Raw genomic sequence first — 14,778 nt, 5'->3', positions numbered from 1 at the left:
CGGGTCGTCCCGCTGCACGTGGCGGTGGACGGTTCGAGCAGGCTGGACGGCGTCGACTTCGGGGCGGAGGAGCTGGCGGGCGCGCTGGGGGCCCACCGGCGGGTGACCACGTCCCGGCCGACGCCCGGTGAGCTGGCCGAGGTCTACCGCTCGGCGTTGGCCGACGGGGCGGACGCGATCGTGTCGGTGCACCTGTCGCGCGAGCTGTCGGGGACGTGGGAGGCGGCCCGGCTCGCGGCGCGGGAGGTCGATCCCTCGCGGGTGCGGGTGGTCGATTCGCGGGCGACCGGGATGGGTCTGGGGTTCGCGGTGCTGGCCGCGTGCGCGGCGGGGGGCGACGGCGCTTCCGCCGAGCGGGCCGCGGTGGCGGCGGCGGCGCGGACCAGGATGTTCTTCTGCGTGGAGACCCTGGACCACCTGCGCCGGGGCGGTCGGATCGGCACGACGGCGGCGCTGGTGGGGACGGCGCTCGCGGTGAAGCCGCTGCTGCACGTGGACGACGGCCGGATCGTGCCGCTGGAGAAGGTGCGCACGATGAGCCGCGCCGTCGGCCGTCTGGTCGACCTGGCGGCCGCCGCGGCGGGGGACGGTCCCGTGGGCCTGGCCGTGCACCACCTGGCTGCTCCCGAGCGAGCCGCCGAGCTGGCTACCCGCCTGGACGAACGCCTGCCCGGCTCAGCCGGATGCGTGATCTCGGAGGTCGGCGCGGTCATCGGCGCGCACACAGGCCCAGGCGTGCTGGGCGTGGTGGTGCTGCCGGGAGGACCCGACAGCATCCCATAGACCCCTGACAATTCCCGTCCCCGAGGCGCGGGTGATCGCGACCTGTCCACAACCCGCGAGTAATCCACAGATCCGGATCTCACCCCACCTCCCCACCCGCCCCGCTCCGTAGCGTCGCCCGCATGTTGCCCCGCTCCCATCCGGACGACCGCCCGAGCGAACGCCTGGCCGCACTGGCCGAGAAGGTGCGAGCCGACCCGACCCTGGTCTTCTCACGTGCAGAGGACTCGGACGAACACGGCCCGCCCCGCCGCCGCTTCACGCTGCCCCGCCTCCCGCGCCGAGGCCTGCTGGTCCTCGGCATAGCCGTGGCCTGCACCGTGATCGGCCTGGGCAGCTGGTGGCAGAGCCCGGCAGCCGAACAGGCCCCGGCACTGGCCCTGGTGAGCACCACGGCTCCCGCCCCGGAGCTGGTCGTGAACGTCATCGGCGAGGTGGCCACCCCGGGCCTGGTGACGGTCACCTCCGGTGCGAGGGTGGCCGACGCCCTCCGCCTGGCAGGCGGCCCGAAACCGGGCACGAACCTCCACGACCTGAACCTGGCCCGCAAAGTGGCTGACGGCGAACAGATCGCGGTGGGCATCCCGCCCCCGGCAGCGGCCAACGCCCCCAACGCCGCCCCGGCCAAGCTGAACCTGAACGCCGCCACCGCCGCCGAGCTGGACACGCTTCCCGGCGTGGGCCCGGTGACGGCCCAGCGCATAGTCGACCACCGCACCCGCAAAGGCCCCTTCGCCTCGGTCGACGAGCTCCGCGACGTAGAAGGCATCGGCGACTCCAAACTCGCCAAGCTGGCCGAACTGGTCCACACATGACCGGCACCCCTCCAGCTCACGCCGTCCGCCTCAGAGCGGTTCGCGGCCAGCCGTTCTCACTCCCGCCCAACGGAGGCGCCGGTGCCCCGCAAACGCCCGACAACCCACGACTACCGCCTGGCCCCCGCCGCGGCGGCGGTGTGGACCACGGCAGTGGCCGGTCTCTTCCTCACCTGGCAGGCAGCGGTCCTGACAGGACTGGCGGCCGGAGCCCTCGGCTTCGCGGCGTGGCGGAGGGCGTGGTGGACCAGGACCTGCGCCATAGCCCTGCTGATCTCCGGCCCGGTGGCGGCGGCGTGGGTGGGCGGCAACGTTCTGAGAGCCGAGACCCACCCGCTCCGCCTGGCCGCGAACGAGGGCAGGAGCACCACCCTGACCGTGGAGGTCGACACCAGACCGGAAGGCATCCGGGCCGAAGGTTTCGCCGGCCACCAAGCGGGCGTCGACCACGTGATCCTCACAGCCACGACCGATGGCGCGCACCTGGTGTTGCTGGCTCCCGCGGACAAGTGGCGTGACCTCCTGCCAGGCCAACGAGTCACGGCGAAAGGCACTCTCGCCCCGCCCCGGGGCGGAGACCTGGCGTCAGCGCTCTTGAGAGTCCGCGGCCCGCCGATCGACCCACGACCGCCTCCGGTCTGGCAATCGTGGGCGGGTGAGCTCCGGGACGGCCTCAGCCGTGCCAGCGCCGTCCTGGACGACGAAGAAGCCGGGCTGCTCCCCGCGCTGGTCGTGGGCGACACCGAACGCATGGTGCCGCGCATAGTCGACGAGTTCCGCACGGCCGGCCTTGCTCACCTGCTCGCGGTGAGCGGCGCGAATCTTGCCATCGTCTGCGGAGTGGTCTACCTGCTCCTGAGACGACTCGGACCACGCCAGGCGGCCGCCGCCGCGATGGTGGCGCTGATCGGGTTCGTGATCCTGGCCGGGCCGGAGCCCAGCGTCCTCAGGGCCGCGGTGATGGGTGCGGTGGCGTTGCTGGCCCTGGTGCTGGGACGAGAACGGTCCGCGGTGCCGAGCCTCGCGACGGCGGTGCTCGTCCTGGTGCTGATCGACCCGGCGCTGGGAGGCGATCCTGGCTTCGCGTTGTCGGTGATGGCCACGGCGGCGCTGGTTCTGATCGCGCCGAAGTGGGCGCGGGCGCTCAAATCCCGCGGAGTGCCGACCGGGCTGGCCGAGGCGATCGTCATCCCGACGGCCGCGAGCCTCGCCACCGCTCCGGTGGTGGCCGGGTTGAGCGGTCAGGTGAGCCTGGTGTCGGTGATCGCCAACCTCGTCGCGGGGCCGGTGGTAGCACCGGCGACGGTGCTGGGAGTGGTGGCGGCGGTCATCGCGCCGGTGTGGCCGGAGGCGGCCGAACTGGTCGTCCACGTCGCCGGGCCCGCGGTGACCTGGCTGATCCGGGTCGGGCGGCAGGCGGCGACCGTACCGGGCGCGGCGGTCGGCTGGCCCGAGGGATGGGCCGGAGCGGTCGCGCTGGCGGCGGTCGTGGCGGCGACGGTGTTGTTGCTGCGGCTCAAGAAGACGCGGACGTTGGTCGTCGCGGTGCTGATCGGCGGGTTCGTGGTGCTGGTGCCGCTGAAGGTGGTGGCGCCGGACTGGCCGCCGGAAGGCTGGAAGGTCGTCAGCTGCGACGTCGGCCAGGGCGACGCGGTGGTTCTCGCCACGGATGACGCGGACCGGGCGGTCGTCGTCGACACCGGGCCCGATCCCGGTGCGGTGGACCGGTGTCTGAAGACGCTGGGGATCAAGAGGATTCCGCTTCTCGTGCTGACGCACCTGCACGCGGACCACGTCGGCGGCCTCGACGCGGTGCTCACCGGGCGTGCGGTGGGCGCCGTGGCGGTCGGGCCGCTCAAGGAGCCCGCGTGGGCGTGGAGGGAGGTCAAAGCGCAGGCCCGCGCTCATGGTGTGCGGGTCGTGGAGCCGAAGGCGGGGGAGCGGTTCGCCCTGCCAGGACTGGAGATGGAGGTGCTGGGTCCGCGGCGGCCGCCGGTCGCCCAGGACGCGAACACGACGGTGAACGACTACTCGCTCGTGCTCAAAGCCCACACGAGGGCGGGCCGGGTGCTGCTCACCGGCGACGTCGAGCTGGCAGGCCAGGCGGCGTTGCTGGGGGAGCGGGACCTCGGGGCCGAGGTGCTCAAGGTGCCGCACCACGGGTCGCGGTACTCGCTGCCCGCGTTCCTCGAGGCCGTGAAGCCACGGGTCGCGCTGGTGAGCGTCGGCGAGGGCAACAGGTACGGGCACCCGAGCCCGCACGTGATCGACGTGTTGCGGGCGGGAGGTGCGCTGGTGTTGCGCACGGACAAGGACGGAGACCTGGCGGTGTTGCCGGGCAACCGAATCGTACGGAGGAGAAGAGATGGTCTGGGTCAGGTTGTACAACGCGCGGTGCCCGATTCCCGGTGGCACGCCGGGGTTCGCGTGGGCGCTGTGGCAGATGAACTACTCCGCCACGCCGTGGCCGCACGACGAGCTCAAGCCCGATTTCGGGTACTACATCTGCGAAACGCTCGACGACGGCACGCGCGCCATCACGCACAAGGCGAAGACCACACACGTGCTGCCGCCCACGGAGACGACGACGCCGGAGGAGGCGTACGACCTCGTGTCGGAGTACGTGTTCGACGACGACCTGAGGATCGCGTCGCACGTCTGGCACGACCACCACTACAACGTGCTCAAGGCGGAATCCCCGTGGCCGCAACGGATCGCGGCATGGCGCGCGGATGTGTGGCCGGTCGGGCCGCACGTGATGGACGGCCTGCAACGGTTCCCGCGCACCGGCTGGCTCCAGACGGACGCGATCTCCTTCTGAGGCAAGGAGATCGCGTCCGGGAGGAGGTGACTAGCCCAGTGCCTTGATGACGGCCTCGGCCGACGGCGGGACCGTCGCGCGCGGGCCGACCGTGTCGCCGAGCGCGTCGAGGGTCTTGAGGCCGTCGCCGGTGATCAGCAGCACGGTCTCCGCGTCCGGGTCGAGCTGGCCCGACTCGATCAGCTTCTTCGCCGTCGCCACGGTCACGCCGCCGGCGGTCTCGGCGAAGATGCCCTCGGTGCGGGCGAGGAGCTTGATGCCCTCGACGATCTCCTCGTCGGTGACGTCCTCGATGGCGCCGTTGGTGCGGCGGACGGCGTCGAGCACGTACGGACCGTCAGCGGGGGCGCCGATTGCCAGCGAGCGGGCGATGGTGTCCGGGCGGACCGGGCGGATGACGTCGTGGCCGGCCTTGAAGGCGGCGGAGATCGGGGAGCAGCCGGTGGCCTGCGCGCCGAACACCTTGTACGGCGTGGCTTCGACCAGATCGAGCTGGCCGAGTTCGCGGAACGCCTTGTCGACCTTGGTGAGCTGCGAGCCGGAGGCGATGGGCACCACGATCTGGTCGGGCAGGCGCCAGCCGAGCTGCTCGGCGACCTCGTAGCCGAGCGTCTTCGAGCCCTCCGCGTAGTACGGGCGGACGTTCACGTTCACGAACGCCCAGTCCTCGTTCTCCGCGGCGAGCTCCTGGGCGAGGCGGTTGACGTCGTCGTAGTTGCCGTCGACGGCGATCAGGGCGCCTTCGTACACCGCGCTCATGAGGATCTTGGCGCGTTCGAGGTTGGAGGGGACGAGCACGACCGACTGCCAGCCCGCGCGGGCGGCGGCCGCGGCGACGGCGTTCGCCAGGTTGCCGGTGGACGGGCAGGCCAGCACCTTGAAGCCGAGCTCGCGGGCCGCGGCCAGCGCGACGCCGACCACGCGGTCCTTGAACGAGTGGGTGGGGTTGCCGGTGTCGTCCTTCACCCAGATCTTGCGGACTCCCAGGGCCTTGGCGAGGTTGTGCGCCTCGACCAGGCGGGTGCCGCCGGGGTCGGTGTTCGGGTGCTGTTCCACAGTGGACGGAACGGGGAGCAGGCCGCGGTAGCGCCAGATCGACCTGGGGCCGGCCTCGATGTCCTCGCGCCGGATCTTCCCGAAGTCGTAGGCCACTTCCAGCGGCCCGAAACACTCCAGACAGGCGTACTCAGGAGCGAGAGGGGTTTCATTTCCGCACTCACGGCACAGCAGTGCGCGGGCGGGGCCGAGGTCGAACTTGGTGCTCGTCGGCACAGAGACAGCAGTCATCGCGAGGTATCTCCTCATCTTTCCCGCGAAATCGAACGGGTCGGAATTGGCACCGTGATCGTCTGCGCGCAGTGGTGCACTGCGGCGCTGACGCCGGTTGCCGGGGCTTCTTCGGGCCGGTCCCTCTGCCCCTCTGGATGAGCGGTGTTCAGTTGTGGCCACCAAGGTACGGCAACTCGCCGCCGCTCAGCCACAGACGTCCACGATCCGGGACGTGGAAGGATGCGGAGCGTGAGCGCACCGGAGTCACTGCACCTCGTCATCGGCGAGGAGGAGTTGCTGGTCGAACGTGCAGTTCGAGCGGCTCTCGAGGCCGCACGCGAGGTCGACCCGACCGCGGATCTGACCCGTGTGCCGGTGACTGATCTCACGCCTCCCGAGCTGGCGGAGCTCGTGAGCCCGTCGCTGTTCGCCGAGGGACGCGTGATCGTCCTGCAGAACGCGCAGGACATCACCAAGGAGGTCGCCGACACGGTGATGTCCTATGCCAAGGCGCCCGCGGACGGGGTCACGCTCGTCGTCGTGCACACGGGCGGTGGCCGGAGCAAGGCGGCCAAGGACCTGCCGGGGCAGCTGAAGAAGGCGGGTGCCGGCGTCACCGAGTGCGCCAAGGTCACCAAGGCCGGTGAGCGCGAGGCGTTCGTGCGCAACGAGGTGCGGCGGGCGGGCGGCAAGATCGACCCGGAGGCCGTCGCCACGCTCATCGACGCCGTGGGCACGAACCTGCGTGAGCTCGCGGCGGCGGCGTCGCAGCTGGTGTCGGACACCGACGGCAAGGTCACGGTCGAGGAGATCCGCCGCTACCACCAGGGCAAGGCCGAGGTGACCGGGTTCGCGGTGGCCGAGAAGGCCGTGGTCGGGGACCGGGCCGGTGCGATGGAGGCGTTGCGCTGGGCCGAGCAGCTCGGTGTGCCGCACGTGCTCGTCGCGGACGCGTTGGCGGACGCGGTGCGCACGGTCGCGCGCGTGTCCGCCGTGGGCAGGGCCGACCCGTTCAGCCTCGCCGGTCCGCTGGGCATGCCGCCGTGGAAGATCAAGAAGGCGCAGGCCCAGTCGCGCGGCTGGGACCAGTCGGGGCTCGCCGACGCGATGCAGGTGGTCGCGGGGCTCAACGCCGACGTGAAGGGTGTGGCGGCCGACGCCGGCTACGCGCTGGAGCGCGCCGTGCTCAGGATCGTCGCGGCGCACGGGCGTCGTTGATCCAGGTCAGCGCGGGACTCCGACGAGGTACTGGGCGCCGGTGAAGCCGGGTTCGACGCCGATCGTCCACGTGAACGACTCGGTGCCGTTCAGCCCGTCGACCATCCGGCGCAGTTCCGCGCGTCCGTACATGCGCAGGAACGACACCACGCTGTCGAAGAACATCATGAACGGCAGCACCGGCACCAGGTAGGTCAGCGCCAGCCGCAGCAGGTAGCGCGGCAGGGGGTTGCGCTGGAACGGCGCCGCGAGCAGCACCGCCAGCGTGAGGAAGAACGGGAAGAACAGCGCGTAGACGAACGACCTCCTGGTGTCCACGACGACGATCGGCTGCCGGGTGTCGACGGCGTTCTGCAGCATGCGTGAGGCGAGCGGCGGCGGGAAGTGGTGGAAGGCACCGTAGATCGTGCGTGTTCCCTCCACGCGGCAGTCCGTGGCGTCGACCGGCGTGGGCACGTGGTCGACGGAGCAGCACGAGGGCAGCCGGCGCCGGTTCTGCCTGGCGACGCGCTCGAACGCGGGCACGTTCGGCACCAAGTCCGTCAGGGTCACCTGGGTGTGGATGCCGTCCCGGTGCAGCCGCCGCTGGATGAGCGGCACGGGGCCTCCTGAGCCGGCGCAGAGGTCGACGATCCGGTGGTCGGCGCCTGAGCGGAGGGCCAGCGCCAACGGGCGTGAGTACTCCCGCGCGGCGTCCGTGAGCCGGTAGATGGTCGTGATCGACTCCGTGTGCAGGGTGCGCAGCACCGCCGGAGTGCGGTCGAGGTCGTGGAGCTCGACGAAGTCGACGCGTGGGAGCCATTCCATGGACCTACGCCTACCGTGCGCGAGGCTGGACGCGAAAGAGGTCCGCTCCCCGGAGGAAGCGGACCTCTTCGCAGAAGTTCGATGCTCTACGAGCGGAATCAGCCCTCGAGCTGGTTCGCGCGCAGCGCCATCGCCGACTTCTTGTTGGCGGCCTGGTTGGCGTGGATGACGCCCTTGGTGGCGGCCTTGTCGAGCTTGCGGGACGCGTCCTGCAGCAGCTCCAGGGCCTTCGCCTTGTCACCGGCCTCGGCAGCCTCGCGGAACTTGCGGATGGCCGTCTTCAGGGACGACTTGACCGACTTGTTGCGCAGGCGCGCCTTCTCGTTGGTCTTGATCCGCTTGAGCTGGGACTTGATGTTCGCCATGCGACATCACCCTTCGTGTCGAAACCGGAGTTCGTGACGCGCTGGGGCGGCACCAGCCTGAGCTGGCTCTCCTCCACGGCGGAGTGCCGCGCGTTCACGACGACGAAGGATATCAGGCCAGCTCAGCGCACCGTGAACGTGGCCTTCTCCGCGCCCACCAGCGCCTCGTAGCCGCCGCGTGCCACCTCACGGCGCCCATCGCCGTCGACGTCGCCGACCGTCAGCGCCAGCTGCGAGAGCTTGAACGGCACCTCGACCTGCTTCGACTGCCCCGCCGCGAGTTCCACGCGGGTGAAGCCGACCAGCCGCTGGTCGGGGGTGAGCACGGGCGAGGCCGGCTGACGCACGTAGACCGGCACGATCGCCGTGCCCGCGCGCCCACCGGTGTTCGCCACAGTGAACTTCACCACGCCGTTCTGACGATCAACGGCCACCGAGGTGCCCGAGGTCGTGAACGAGGTGTACGACAGCCCGTGCCCGAACGCGTAGAGCGGGTCGTACTTCGCGCCCGCCGACGTGTTCGCGCCGGGCAGCTGGTCGTAGGTCAGCGTCGGGTCGCCCAGCGCCCTGGGCCAGGACACCGGCAGCTTGCCGCTCGGGTTCACCGCGCCGAACAGCACGTCGGCGATGGCACGGCCACCCTCGCTGCCCGGCAACCAGCTCGCGACCAGCGCGTTCGCGTCCGCCGCCCCGCCGAGCACCTGCGGGCGCGCGGTCAGCAGCACCACGACCACCGGCTTGCCGGTCGCCTGCACCGCGTCCACCCACGCCTGCTGCTCGGGCGTCAGCGCCGGGTTCTCCGTGTCGGCTGGACCCTCCGCACCAGGCTTCTCTCCCAGAACGACGACAATGGCGTCCGCATCGGCGGCGTCGGCCACCGCGGCGGCCGGAGTGGTCGAGTGCACCACGGAAGCACCGGGAACGGCCTCGCGCACGCCGGTGAGCACGGTCGCGGTCGGCGGCAACGGCGAGTCGTCCGGCACGCCCTGCCACTCCACGGTCCAGCCGCCGAGCTGGCGGCGCACGTCGTCCGCGGTCTCACCGGTCACGACGATCTTCTCGGCGGCGGAGGACAACGGCAGCACGCCGTCGTTCTTCAGCAGCACGGTGCTCTCGGCGGCCGCCTGACGCGCGAGTCCCCTGTCCACGTTCACGACGTTGCCGTCGGCCTTAGCGGGGTCGACGTACGGCTTCTCGAACAGCCCGAGGTCGAACTTGAGCTTCAGGACCCGCCGCACCGCCTGGTCGATCCGCCCGCGCGACACCGACCCGTCCCGCACGTTCGCCAGCAGCAGCGAGGTGAACTCGGCCGCGTTGGACGGTTCCATCGCCATGTCCACGCCGGCGTTGACGCTCATCGCGATCGCCGTCTTGTAGTCCGGCGCGACCTTGTGCCGGTCCACCAGGTACCGCATGTCCTGCCAGTCGGAGACCGCGACGCCCTTGAACCCCATGCGGTCGCGCAGCTGCGTCTGCAGCATGTACTTCGACGCGTGCACCGGCACCCCGTTGAGGGAACCGGAGTTGATCATCACGGTGCGCACGCCCGCGTCGAACTGCGCCTGGAACGACGGCAGCACGACGTCCTGCAGCTGCCGGACGGGGATCTGGGCGGCCGCGCGATCGTGCCCGTTGGCCGGCGCCGAGTAACCCGCGAAGTGCTTGGCCGTGGCCGTGAGCTGCGCGGTGTCGTCCACCTTGGACTGCTGGCCGCGCACGTTCGCCGCCGCCAGCTGCCCGGCCAGGAACGGGTCCTCGCTGTACGTCTCGTAGTAACGGCCCCAGCGGGTGTCGCGCGCGATGTCCGAGACGGGCGCGAAGTTCCAGAAGACACCCGTGGCGCGCAACGCCTTCGACGCCGACACACCGATCTGCTCCTGCAGCGCGGGGTTCCACGTCGCGCCGAGTCCGATCTGGTGCGGGAACATCGTCGCGGAGATGACGTTGTTGTGCCCGTGCACGCCGTCGGAACCGTAGATGACCGGGATCTTCAACCTGTTGTGCTCCAACGCGTAGCGCTGGATCGCATTGTTCATCTCGGCCCACGCTCTCGGCGTGTTCTCGACCGGGGAGTCACCGCCGCCGGACAGGATCGAGCCCACGTGCGCGTCCGACAGCACCGCCTTCAGGCAGGTGTCGACCAACGGCCCGTTGGCGTTGTTGCAGTCACCGCGCAGCTTTCCGACGCGGATCTGCGTCATCTGCCCGATCTTCTCCTCGAGCGTCATCCTCCGCAGCAGGTCCTCCACCCGCCGCTCCGCCGACGCCCGAGCGTCCAGGTAGATCTCCTTGCCCGCCGCCAGACCACCGGCCGGTGTCAGCGACGCCATCACCACAGCAACGCCCAGCACGCCGAGACCGGCGCGCCTGCGGGAGAACAAAGACAAGACTCCTCCACGTTCCCAGTGCGCCCGCGGCACACCATCGCGTGGAGCGGCCCGCAGGAGACACCTCCGAAAGGAGGAACTCCGTGAAAGCGGTTTCATGCTGGTGAAACGCCTGTTCAGGTCCCTGTCTTCATGCCGTGGAATTGCTGCTCTTCCCGCAATCACCGGACCTCGGCCGTCCAGAGCGGGAGGATGGCCGGCATGACACTGCCTCCCCTCCCGGAAGAGTCCTTCCGGCGCGTGCTCTGCGTCGTCGCGCACCCCGACGACATGGAGTACGGCACGTCCGCGGCTGTCGCTCGGTGGACCGAGCGCGGCATCGAGGTCGGCTACCTCCTGCTCACCCGCGGCGAGGCCGGGATGCCGAACGCTCCCGAGGAGACGGCACGCCTGCGCGTCGCCGAGCAGCAGGCCGCCTGCGCCGTGGTCGGCGTCGGGCACCTGACCGTTCTCGAACACCCGGACGGCGTGCTCGTCTACGGCCTCGACCTGCGCCGGGACATCTGCCGGGAGATCCGCCGGTTCAAGCCCGACGTCGTGTTCGGCAGCGGCTTCGACGTCGAGACGCCCTACGGGTTCGACCAGGCCGACCACCGCGCGGCCGGGCTCGCGACCCTCGACGCGGTGCGCGACGCGGGCAACCGCTGGGTCTTCCCGGACCAGATCGACGACGAGGGCCTCGAACCGCACTCCGCGCGCTGGTACATCACCCCGGGACTGCCCGGTTCCGGCGCGACCCACGGCGTCGACGTCACGGGTGACCCGTTGCGCCGCGGTGTCGCCTCACTCGAGGCGCACGCCGAGTACCTGGCCGCGCTCCCGGACCACCCCGCGCCCGCCGACTTCATCCCGAAGTTCCTCGCGATGAGCGGCGAGGCCATGGGCGTCGAGCACGCGGTGCTCTTCCGCGCCCACGACCTCCAGGCACCACCCGAGTTCTAGGCCTGTTCCTCCGGTTCGTCCCCGGGCTTCTTCGGCGGCCGCCCGCGGCGAGGCATCTTCTTCGCCTCGCCGGGCAGCCGGCCCGCGTCGGCCAGCGCACGCCGCAGCAGGAACTCGATCTGCGCGTTGGTGCTGCGCAGCTCGTCGTTCGCCCACCTGCTCAGCGCGTCGTGCACGGCCGGGTCGAGCCTGAGAAGGACGCTCTTGCGATCGGCCATCAGGTGTAGAGCGACCCTGTGTTCACCACGGGCTGGGTGGAGCGGTCACCGCACAGGACGACGAGCAGGTTCGAGACCATCGCCGCCTTGCGTTCCTCGTCGAGCTCGACGACGTGCTGCTCGGCGAGCCGTTGCAACGCGAGCTCGACCATGCCGACTGCGCCTTCCACGATCTTCGTGCGGGCCGCGACGACCGCGCCCGCCTGCTGCCGCTGCAGCATGGCGTGGGCGATCTCCGGCGCGTACGCGAGGTGCGTGAGCCGTGACTCGATCACCTTCACGCCCGCGGACTGCACACGCGCCGAGATCTCGATCGCGAGCGTCTCGGTGATCTCGTCCGCGTTCTCCCGCAGCGACAGACCGGTCTCGGCGTGGTTGTCGTACGGGTAGCTGTTCGCGATGTGCCGTACCGCGGTCTCGGTCTGGATGGCGACGAACCGCACGAAGTCGTCTACCTCGAACCGTGCGCGCGCGGTGTCCTCCACCTGCCACACGACCACGGCGGCGATTTCGATCGGGTTGCCGTCCGCGTCGTTGACCTTCAGCGTCTGCGTCTCGTGGTTGCGGATCCTGGTCGAAATCTTCTCCCGCGTGGTGAACGGGTTGGCCCACCGCAGGCCGTCCGTGCGGACCGTGCCCACGTACCGGCCGAGGAACTGCAGCACCCGCGCCTCACCGGGCGCGACGGTGAACAGTCCCCTCAGGACCAGCGCCGCCGCCAGGAACAGCAGCACGCTCGTGATCATCAGCCCTGGTGACGGGGCACCTCCGGTGTCCGCGGCGACCTTGATCCCCTCGATGATCGTCCACACCGCCACCGCGAACACCGCCAACCCTGCGAAGAACATCGGCAGGCCGGACAGCTCCCGTGCGCGCTTCTCGCGGACGACAGGTGTCGGCATGTGGACTGTGGTTTCGATGGATGCGCTCATCCAGACCCCCTAGCGATTTAGTATCTAAGTGATATCACTTTTCTCGCGGTGATCGCAAGTTACGCTGAGTCGCATGAAGGCGAAGAAGCAGCGTGTGGCCGCGTACGGGGTGTGCTTGAACGACGCGGGCGAGATCCTGCTGGCGCGCTGGCTCGGCCCGAGGGGCAAGCGCTGGATCCTTCCCGGCGGTGGCCTCGACCACGGCGAGCACCCGTACGACGCCGTCATCCGCGAGTTCGAGGAGGAGACCGGCTTCGAGGTCGAGGTGCTGCGGCTGCTCGGCATCGACTCGGAGCTCCGCGAGGAGGCCGACCGCGACTACCACGCGCTCCGGATCATGTACGAGGTGCGGATCGTGGGAGGGGAGCTGCGGTACGAGGTGGACGGCACCACCGACTTCGCCCAGTGGTTCCCGCTGGCGGACGTCGGAGCGCTCGAGCGGGTGCCGTCGATCGACACCGCCCTCGGCCTGTACCGGAAAACCCCACCGACGGGCATCTTGCGGTAACTTGCGATCTACCGCCGCCAGCTCGCACCTCAACGGAGTTGGCGAATGATCCGATCACTGGCCGCTGTCGGCGCGGCCGCCCTGCTGTCGTCCTTCGTCGCCGCACCGGCCCACGCGGCCGTCGTCGGCGTCTCGAGCGTGTCCTCCCTGCAGGCCGCCATCGACACCGCCCACCCCGGTCAGCGCATCGTGCTGGCCGAGGGCGTGCACGCCGCCGACCAGCCCATCAAGATCACGAAGCCGGGCATCACCGTGGCCGCGCGCACCGCCGGCGCCACGGTGTTCACCCGCGGCGGCTTCGAGTTCGGAGCCGTGAAGGGAGTGACCATCGAGGGGTTCGTCTTCGACGGCACCAGCTCGATGTCCGTCCCGGTCGAGGCACAGGCCACGCGCATCACCCGCAACACCTACAACGGCAACAAGGACGGCGCCTCGCTCACCGTGAGCGCGAACGACGTCCAGGTCGACCACAACACGTTCTCCAATCGCAGCAACGAGGGCGTCTACCTGCAGGTCACCGGGCCCGGCAGCGAGATCGCCCAGCGCACCTGGATCCACCACAACCACTTCTACAACCACAGCTTCTCCGGCGACAACGGCGGCGAGTCGATCCGGCTCGGCTACAGCCACAAGCAGTCGAAGCCGGCGTACGCGGTCATCGAGCACAACCTGTTCGAGAAGGCGAACGGCGACCCGGAGGCGATCTCCGTGAAGTCCTCGGACAACACGGTCCGCTTCAACACGATCCGCGACAGCTTGGGCTACATCGTCCTGCGCCACGGCAACCGCACCACGGTCGAGGGCAACGTGCTGTTCGGCAGCGGCATCCGGTTCCACGGGAACGACCACAAGGTGGTCAACAACTACGTGCAGAACACCGGCGACCGGGCGATCGTGTTCGGCAAGGGCTCGGAGACGGACAGCGGACCGGCCTCCACGTCCCACGACCGCCCGGACCGCGTGACGGTCGCGTTCAACACCCTGATCGGCACCGGCGCCGTGGTCGACAGCGACACCGGCACTTACGCGCCGAAGGACTGCGTGTTCGCGAACAACGTCGTCCAGGGTTCGTCGTCGAAGCTGATCGACCTCATGAGCGGGTCGACCGTGAAGTACGAGGGCAACATCGTGTGGGGCGGCACCGCCGGCATCTCGTCGGGTTACCGCTCGGTCGACCCGAAGCTGGTGCGCGACGCGAACGGGCTGTTGCGTCTCGCGTCCGGTAGTCCGGCCATCGACTCGTCGGCCGGTACCTACTCCTATGTCACGCGCGACTTCGATCCGCAGGCGCGCTCCGGCAAGCCCGATGTCGGAGCGGACGAGTACAGCTCTTCCGCGACGAGGAAGCCGCTGACGAAGGCCGATGTCGGGGTCTCCGCGCCCTGAGAACCACGTTTGTCCTGGTGACCGCACGTGTGGCGGTCACCGGGACCCCCGATTTGGAGATCGAAACAGGCCCGTGTAATGTTCTCCATGTCAGAGCGAAGCGGGCCGGAAATCACAACCGGAACGGGCCTGGCAAAAGCCGGAGAAGAAGAGCCTCTTAGAGGCGGATTTGACACCGGCCAGCAAGACCAAATAAGCTTCAGCAACACAAGCCCCGGAAGTAAGTCAGCGTAAAGCTGATGTGACTGCGGTGAGCGCGTGTTCTTTGAGAACTCAACAGCGTGCCGAAAAACAGCCAGTAATATGAATACTCCTCGTCAGGAGTAT

13 protein-coding genes and 1 riboswitch are annotated in these 14,778 nt (G+C 69.8%); of the genes, 7 read left to right on the top strand and 6 right to left on the bottom strand.

Annotated features, from left to right (window positions below; translation table 11 throughout):
- From VM306_RS20100 to VM306_RS20090, 3 genes are all read left to right on the top strand, one after another.
- On the top strand, nt 1–783 hold a 783-nt coding region (locus VM306_RS20100), incomplete at its 5' end, for a DegV family protein (RefSeq protein WP_325517220.1).
- A 122-nt stretch (nt 784–905) separates the two neighbouring features.
- Nucleotides 906–1,598, top strand: a complete 693-nt coding sequence (locus VM306_RS20095; protein ID WP_325517218.1) for a ComEA family DNA-binding protein — start codon at nt 906–908, stop codon at nt 1,596–1,598.
- 81 nt (nt 1,599–1,679) lie between these two features.
- Nucleotides 1,680–4,466: a DNA internalization-related competence protein ComEC/Rec2 gene (locus tag VM306_RS20090; RefSeq protein WP_325517214.1), complete on the top strand. Its 2,787-nt coding sequence runs from the start codon at nt 1,680–1,682 to the stop codon at nt 4,464–4,466.
- On the opposite strand, the gene thrC is transcribed toward VM306_RS20090, so the two are convergent.
- A complete protein-coding gene (thrC, locus tag VM306_RS20085; protein WP_325517210.1) occupies nt 4,450–5,706 on the bottom strand; it encodes a threonine synthase in 1,257 nt (418 codons plus the stop codon). The genes VM306_RS20090 and thrC overlap by 17 nt on opposite strands.
- Nucleotides 5,707–5,717: 11 nt before the next feature.
- Nucleotides 5,718–5,850: riboswitch (SAM riboswitch) on the bottom strand.
- Nucleotides 5,851–5,928: 78 nt separating this feature from the next.
- Here thrC and holA point away from each other — a divergent pair.
- Nucleotides 5,929–6,906, top strand: coding sequence for a DNA polymerase III subunit delta (holA, locus tag VM306_RS20080; RefSeq protein ID WP_414672419.1), 978 nt, complete (start codon nt 5,929–5,931; stop codon nt 6,904–6,906).
- A 6-nt stretch (nt 6,907–6,912) separates the two neighbouring features.
- Here holA and VM306_RS20075 read toward each other — a convergent pair whose 3' ends face one another.
- The 3 genes from VM306_RS20075 to VM306_RS20065 form a co-directional block, all read right to left on the bottom strand.
- Entirely contained in the window at nt 6,913–7,713 is an 801-nt protein-coding gene (locus tag VM306_RS20075) for a class I SAM-dependent methyltransferase (RefSeq protein WP_325517206.1), read from the bottom strand.
- Nucleotides 7,714–7,811: 98 nt separating this feature from the next.
- Entirely contained in the window at nt 7,812–8,078 is a 267-nt protein-coding gene (rpsT, locus tag VM306_RS20070) for a 30S ribosomal protein S20 (protein WP_030468084.1), read from the bottom strand.
- 122 nt (nt 8,079–8,200) lie between these two features.
- Nucleotides 8,201–10,465: a glycoside hydrolase family 3 N-terminal domain-containing protein gene (locus VM306_RS20065; protein WP_325517203.1), complete on the bottom strand. Its 2,265-nt coding sequence runs from the start codon at nt 10,463–10,465 to the stop codon at nt 8,201–8,203.
- Nucleotides 10,466–10,657: 192 nt separating this feature from the next.
- Here VM306_RS20065 and VM306_RS20060 point away from each other — a divergent pair, with 192 nt between their 5' ends.
- Nucleotides 10,658–11,407, top strand: coding sequence for a PIG-L deacetylase family protein (locus tag VM306_RS20060; RefSeq protein ID WP_325517201.1), 750 nt, complete (start codon nt 10,658–10,660; stop codon nt 11,405–11,407).
- Here VM306_RS20060 and VM306_RS20055 read toward each other — a convergent pair.
- Complete coding sequence (locus tag VM306_RS20055; protein ID WP_325517199.1) at nt 11,404–11,625, bottom strand: hypothetical protein; 222 nt, start codon at nt 11,623–11,625, stop codon at nt 11,404–11,406. The two genes, VM306_RS20060 and VM306_RS20055, sit on opposite strands and share 4 nt — an antisense overlap.
- On the bottom strand, nt 11,625–12,527 hold the full coding sequence (locus tag VM306_RS20050) for an SPFH domain-containing protein (protein ID WP_325517197.1): 903 nt from the start codon (nt 12,525–12,527) through the stop codon (nt 11,625–11,627). The genes VM306_RS20055 and VM306_RS20050 overlap by 1 nt, the downstream gene beginning before the upstream one ends.
- 103 nt (nt 12,528–12,630) lie before the next feature.
- On the opposite strand from VM306_RS20050, the gene VM306_RS20045 reads away from it, so the two are divergent.
- Entirely contained in the window at nt 12,631–13,065 is a 435-nt protein-coding gene (locus VM306_RS20045) for an NUDIX hydrolase (protein WP_325517195.1), read from the top strand.
- Nucleotides 13,066–13,110: 45 nt separating this feature from the next.
- Nucleotides 13,111–14,451: a polysaccharide lyase 6 family protein gene (locus tag VM306_RS20040; protein ID WP_325517193.1), complete on the top strand. Its 1,341-nt coding sequence runs from the start codon at nt 13,111–13,113 to the stop codon at nt 14,449–14,451.
- The last annotated feature ends 327 nt before the right edge of the window (nt 14,452–14,778 follow it).

Origin of the sequence: Lentzea sp., from assembly GCF_035525475.1 — a bacterium.
In the GTDB taxonomy this organism is placed as follows: Bacteria; Actinomycetota; Actinomycetes; order Mycobacteriales; family Pseudonocardiaceae; genus Lentzea.
Note: the sequence above shows the minus strand (reverse complement) of the source record. Positions and strands in the feature narration are given on the sequence as shown.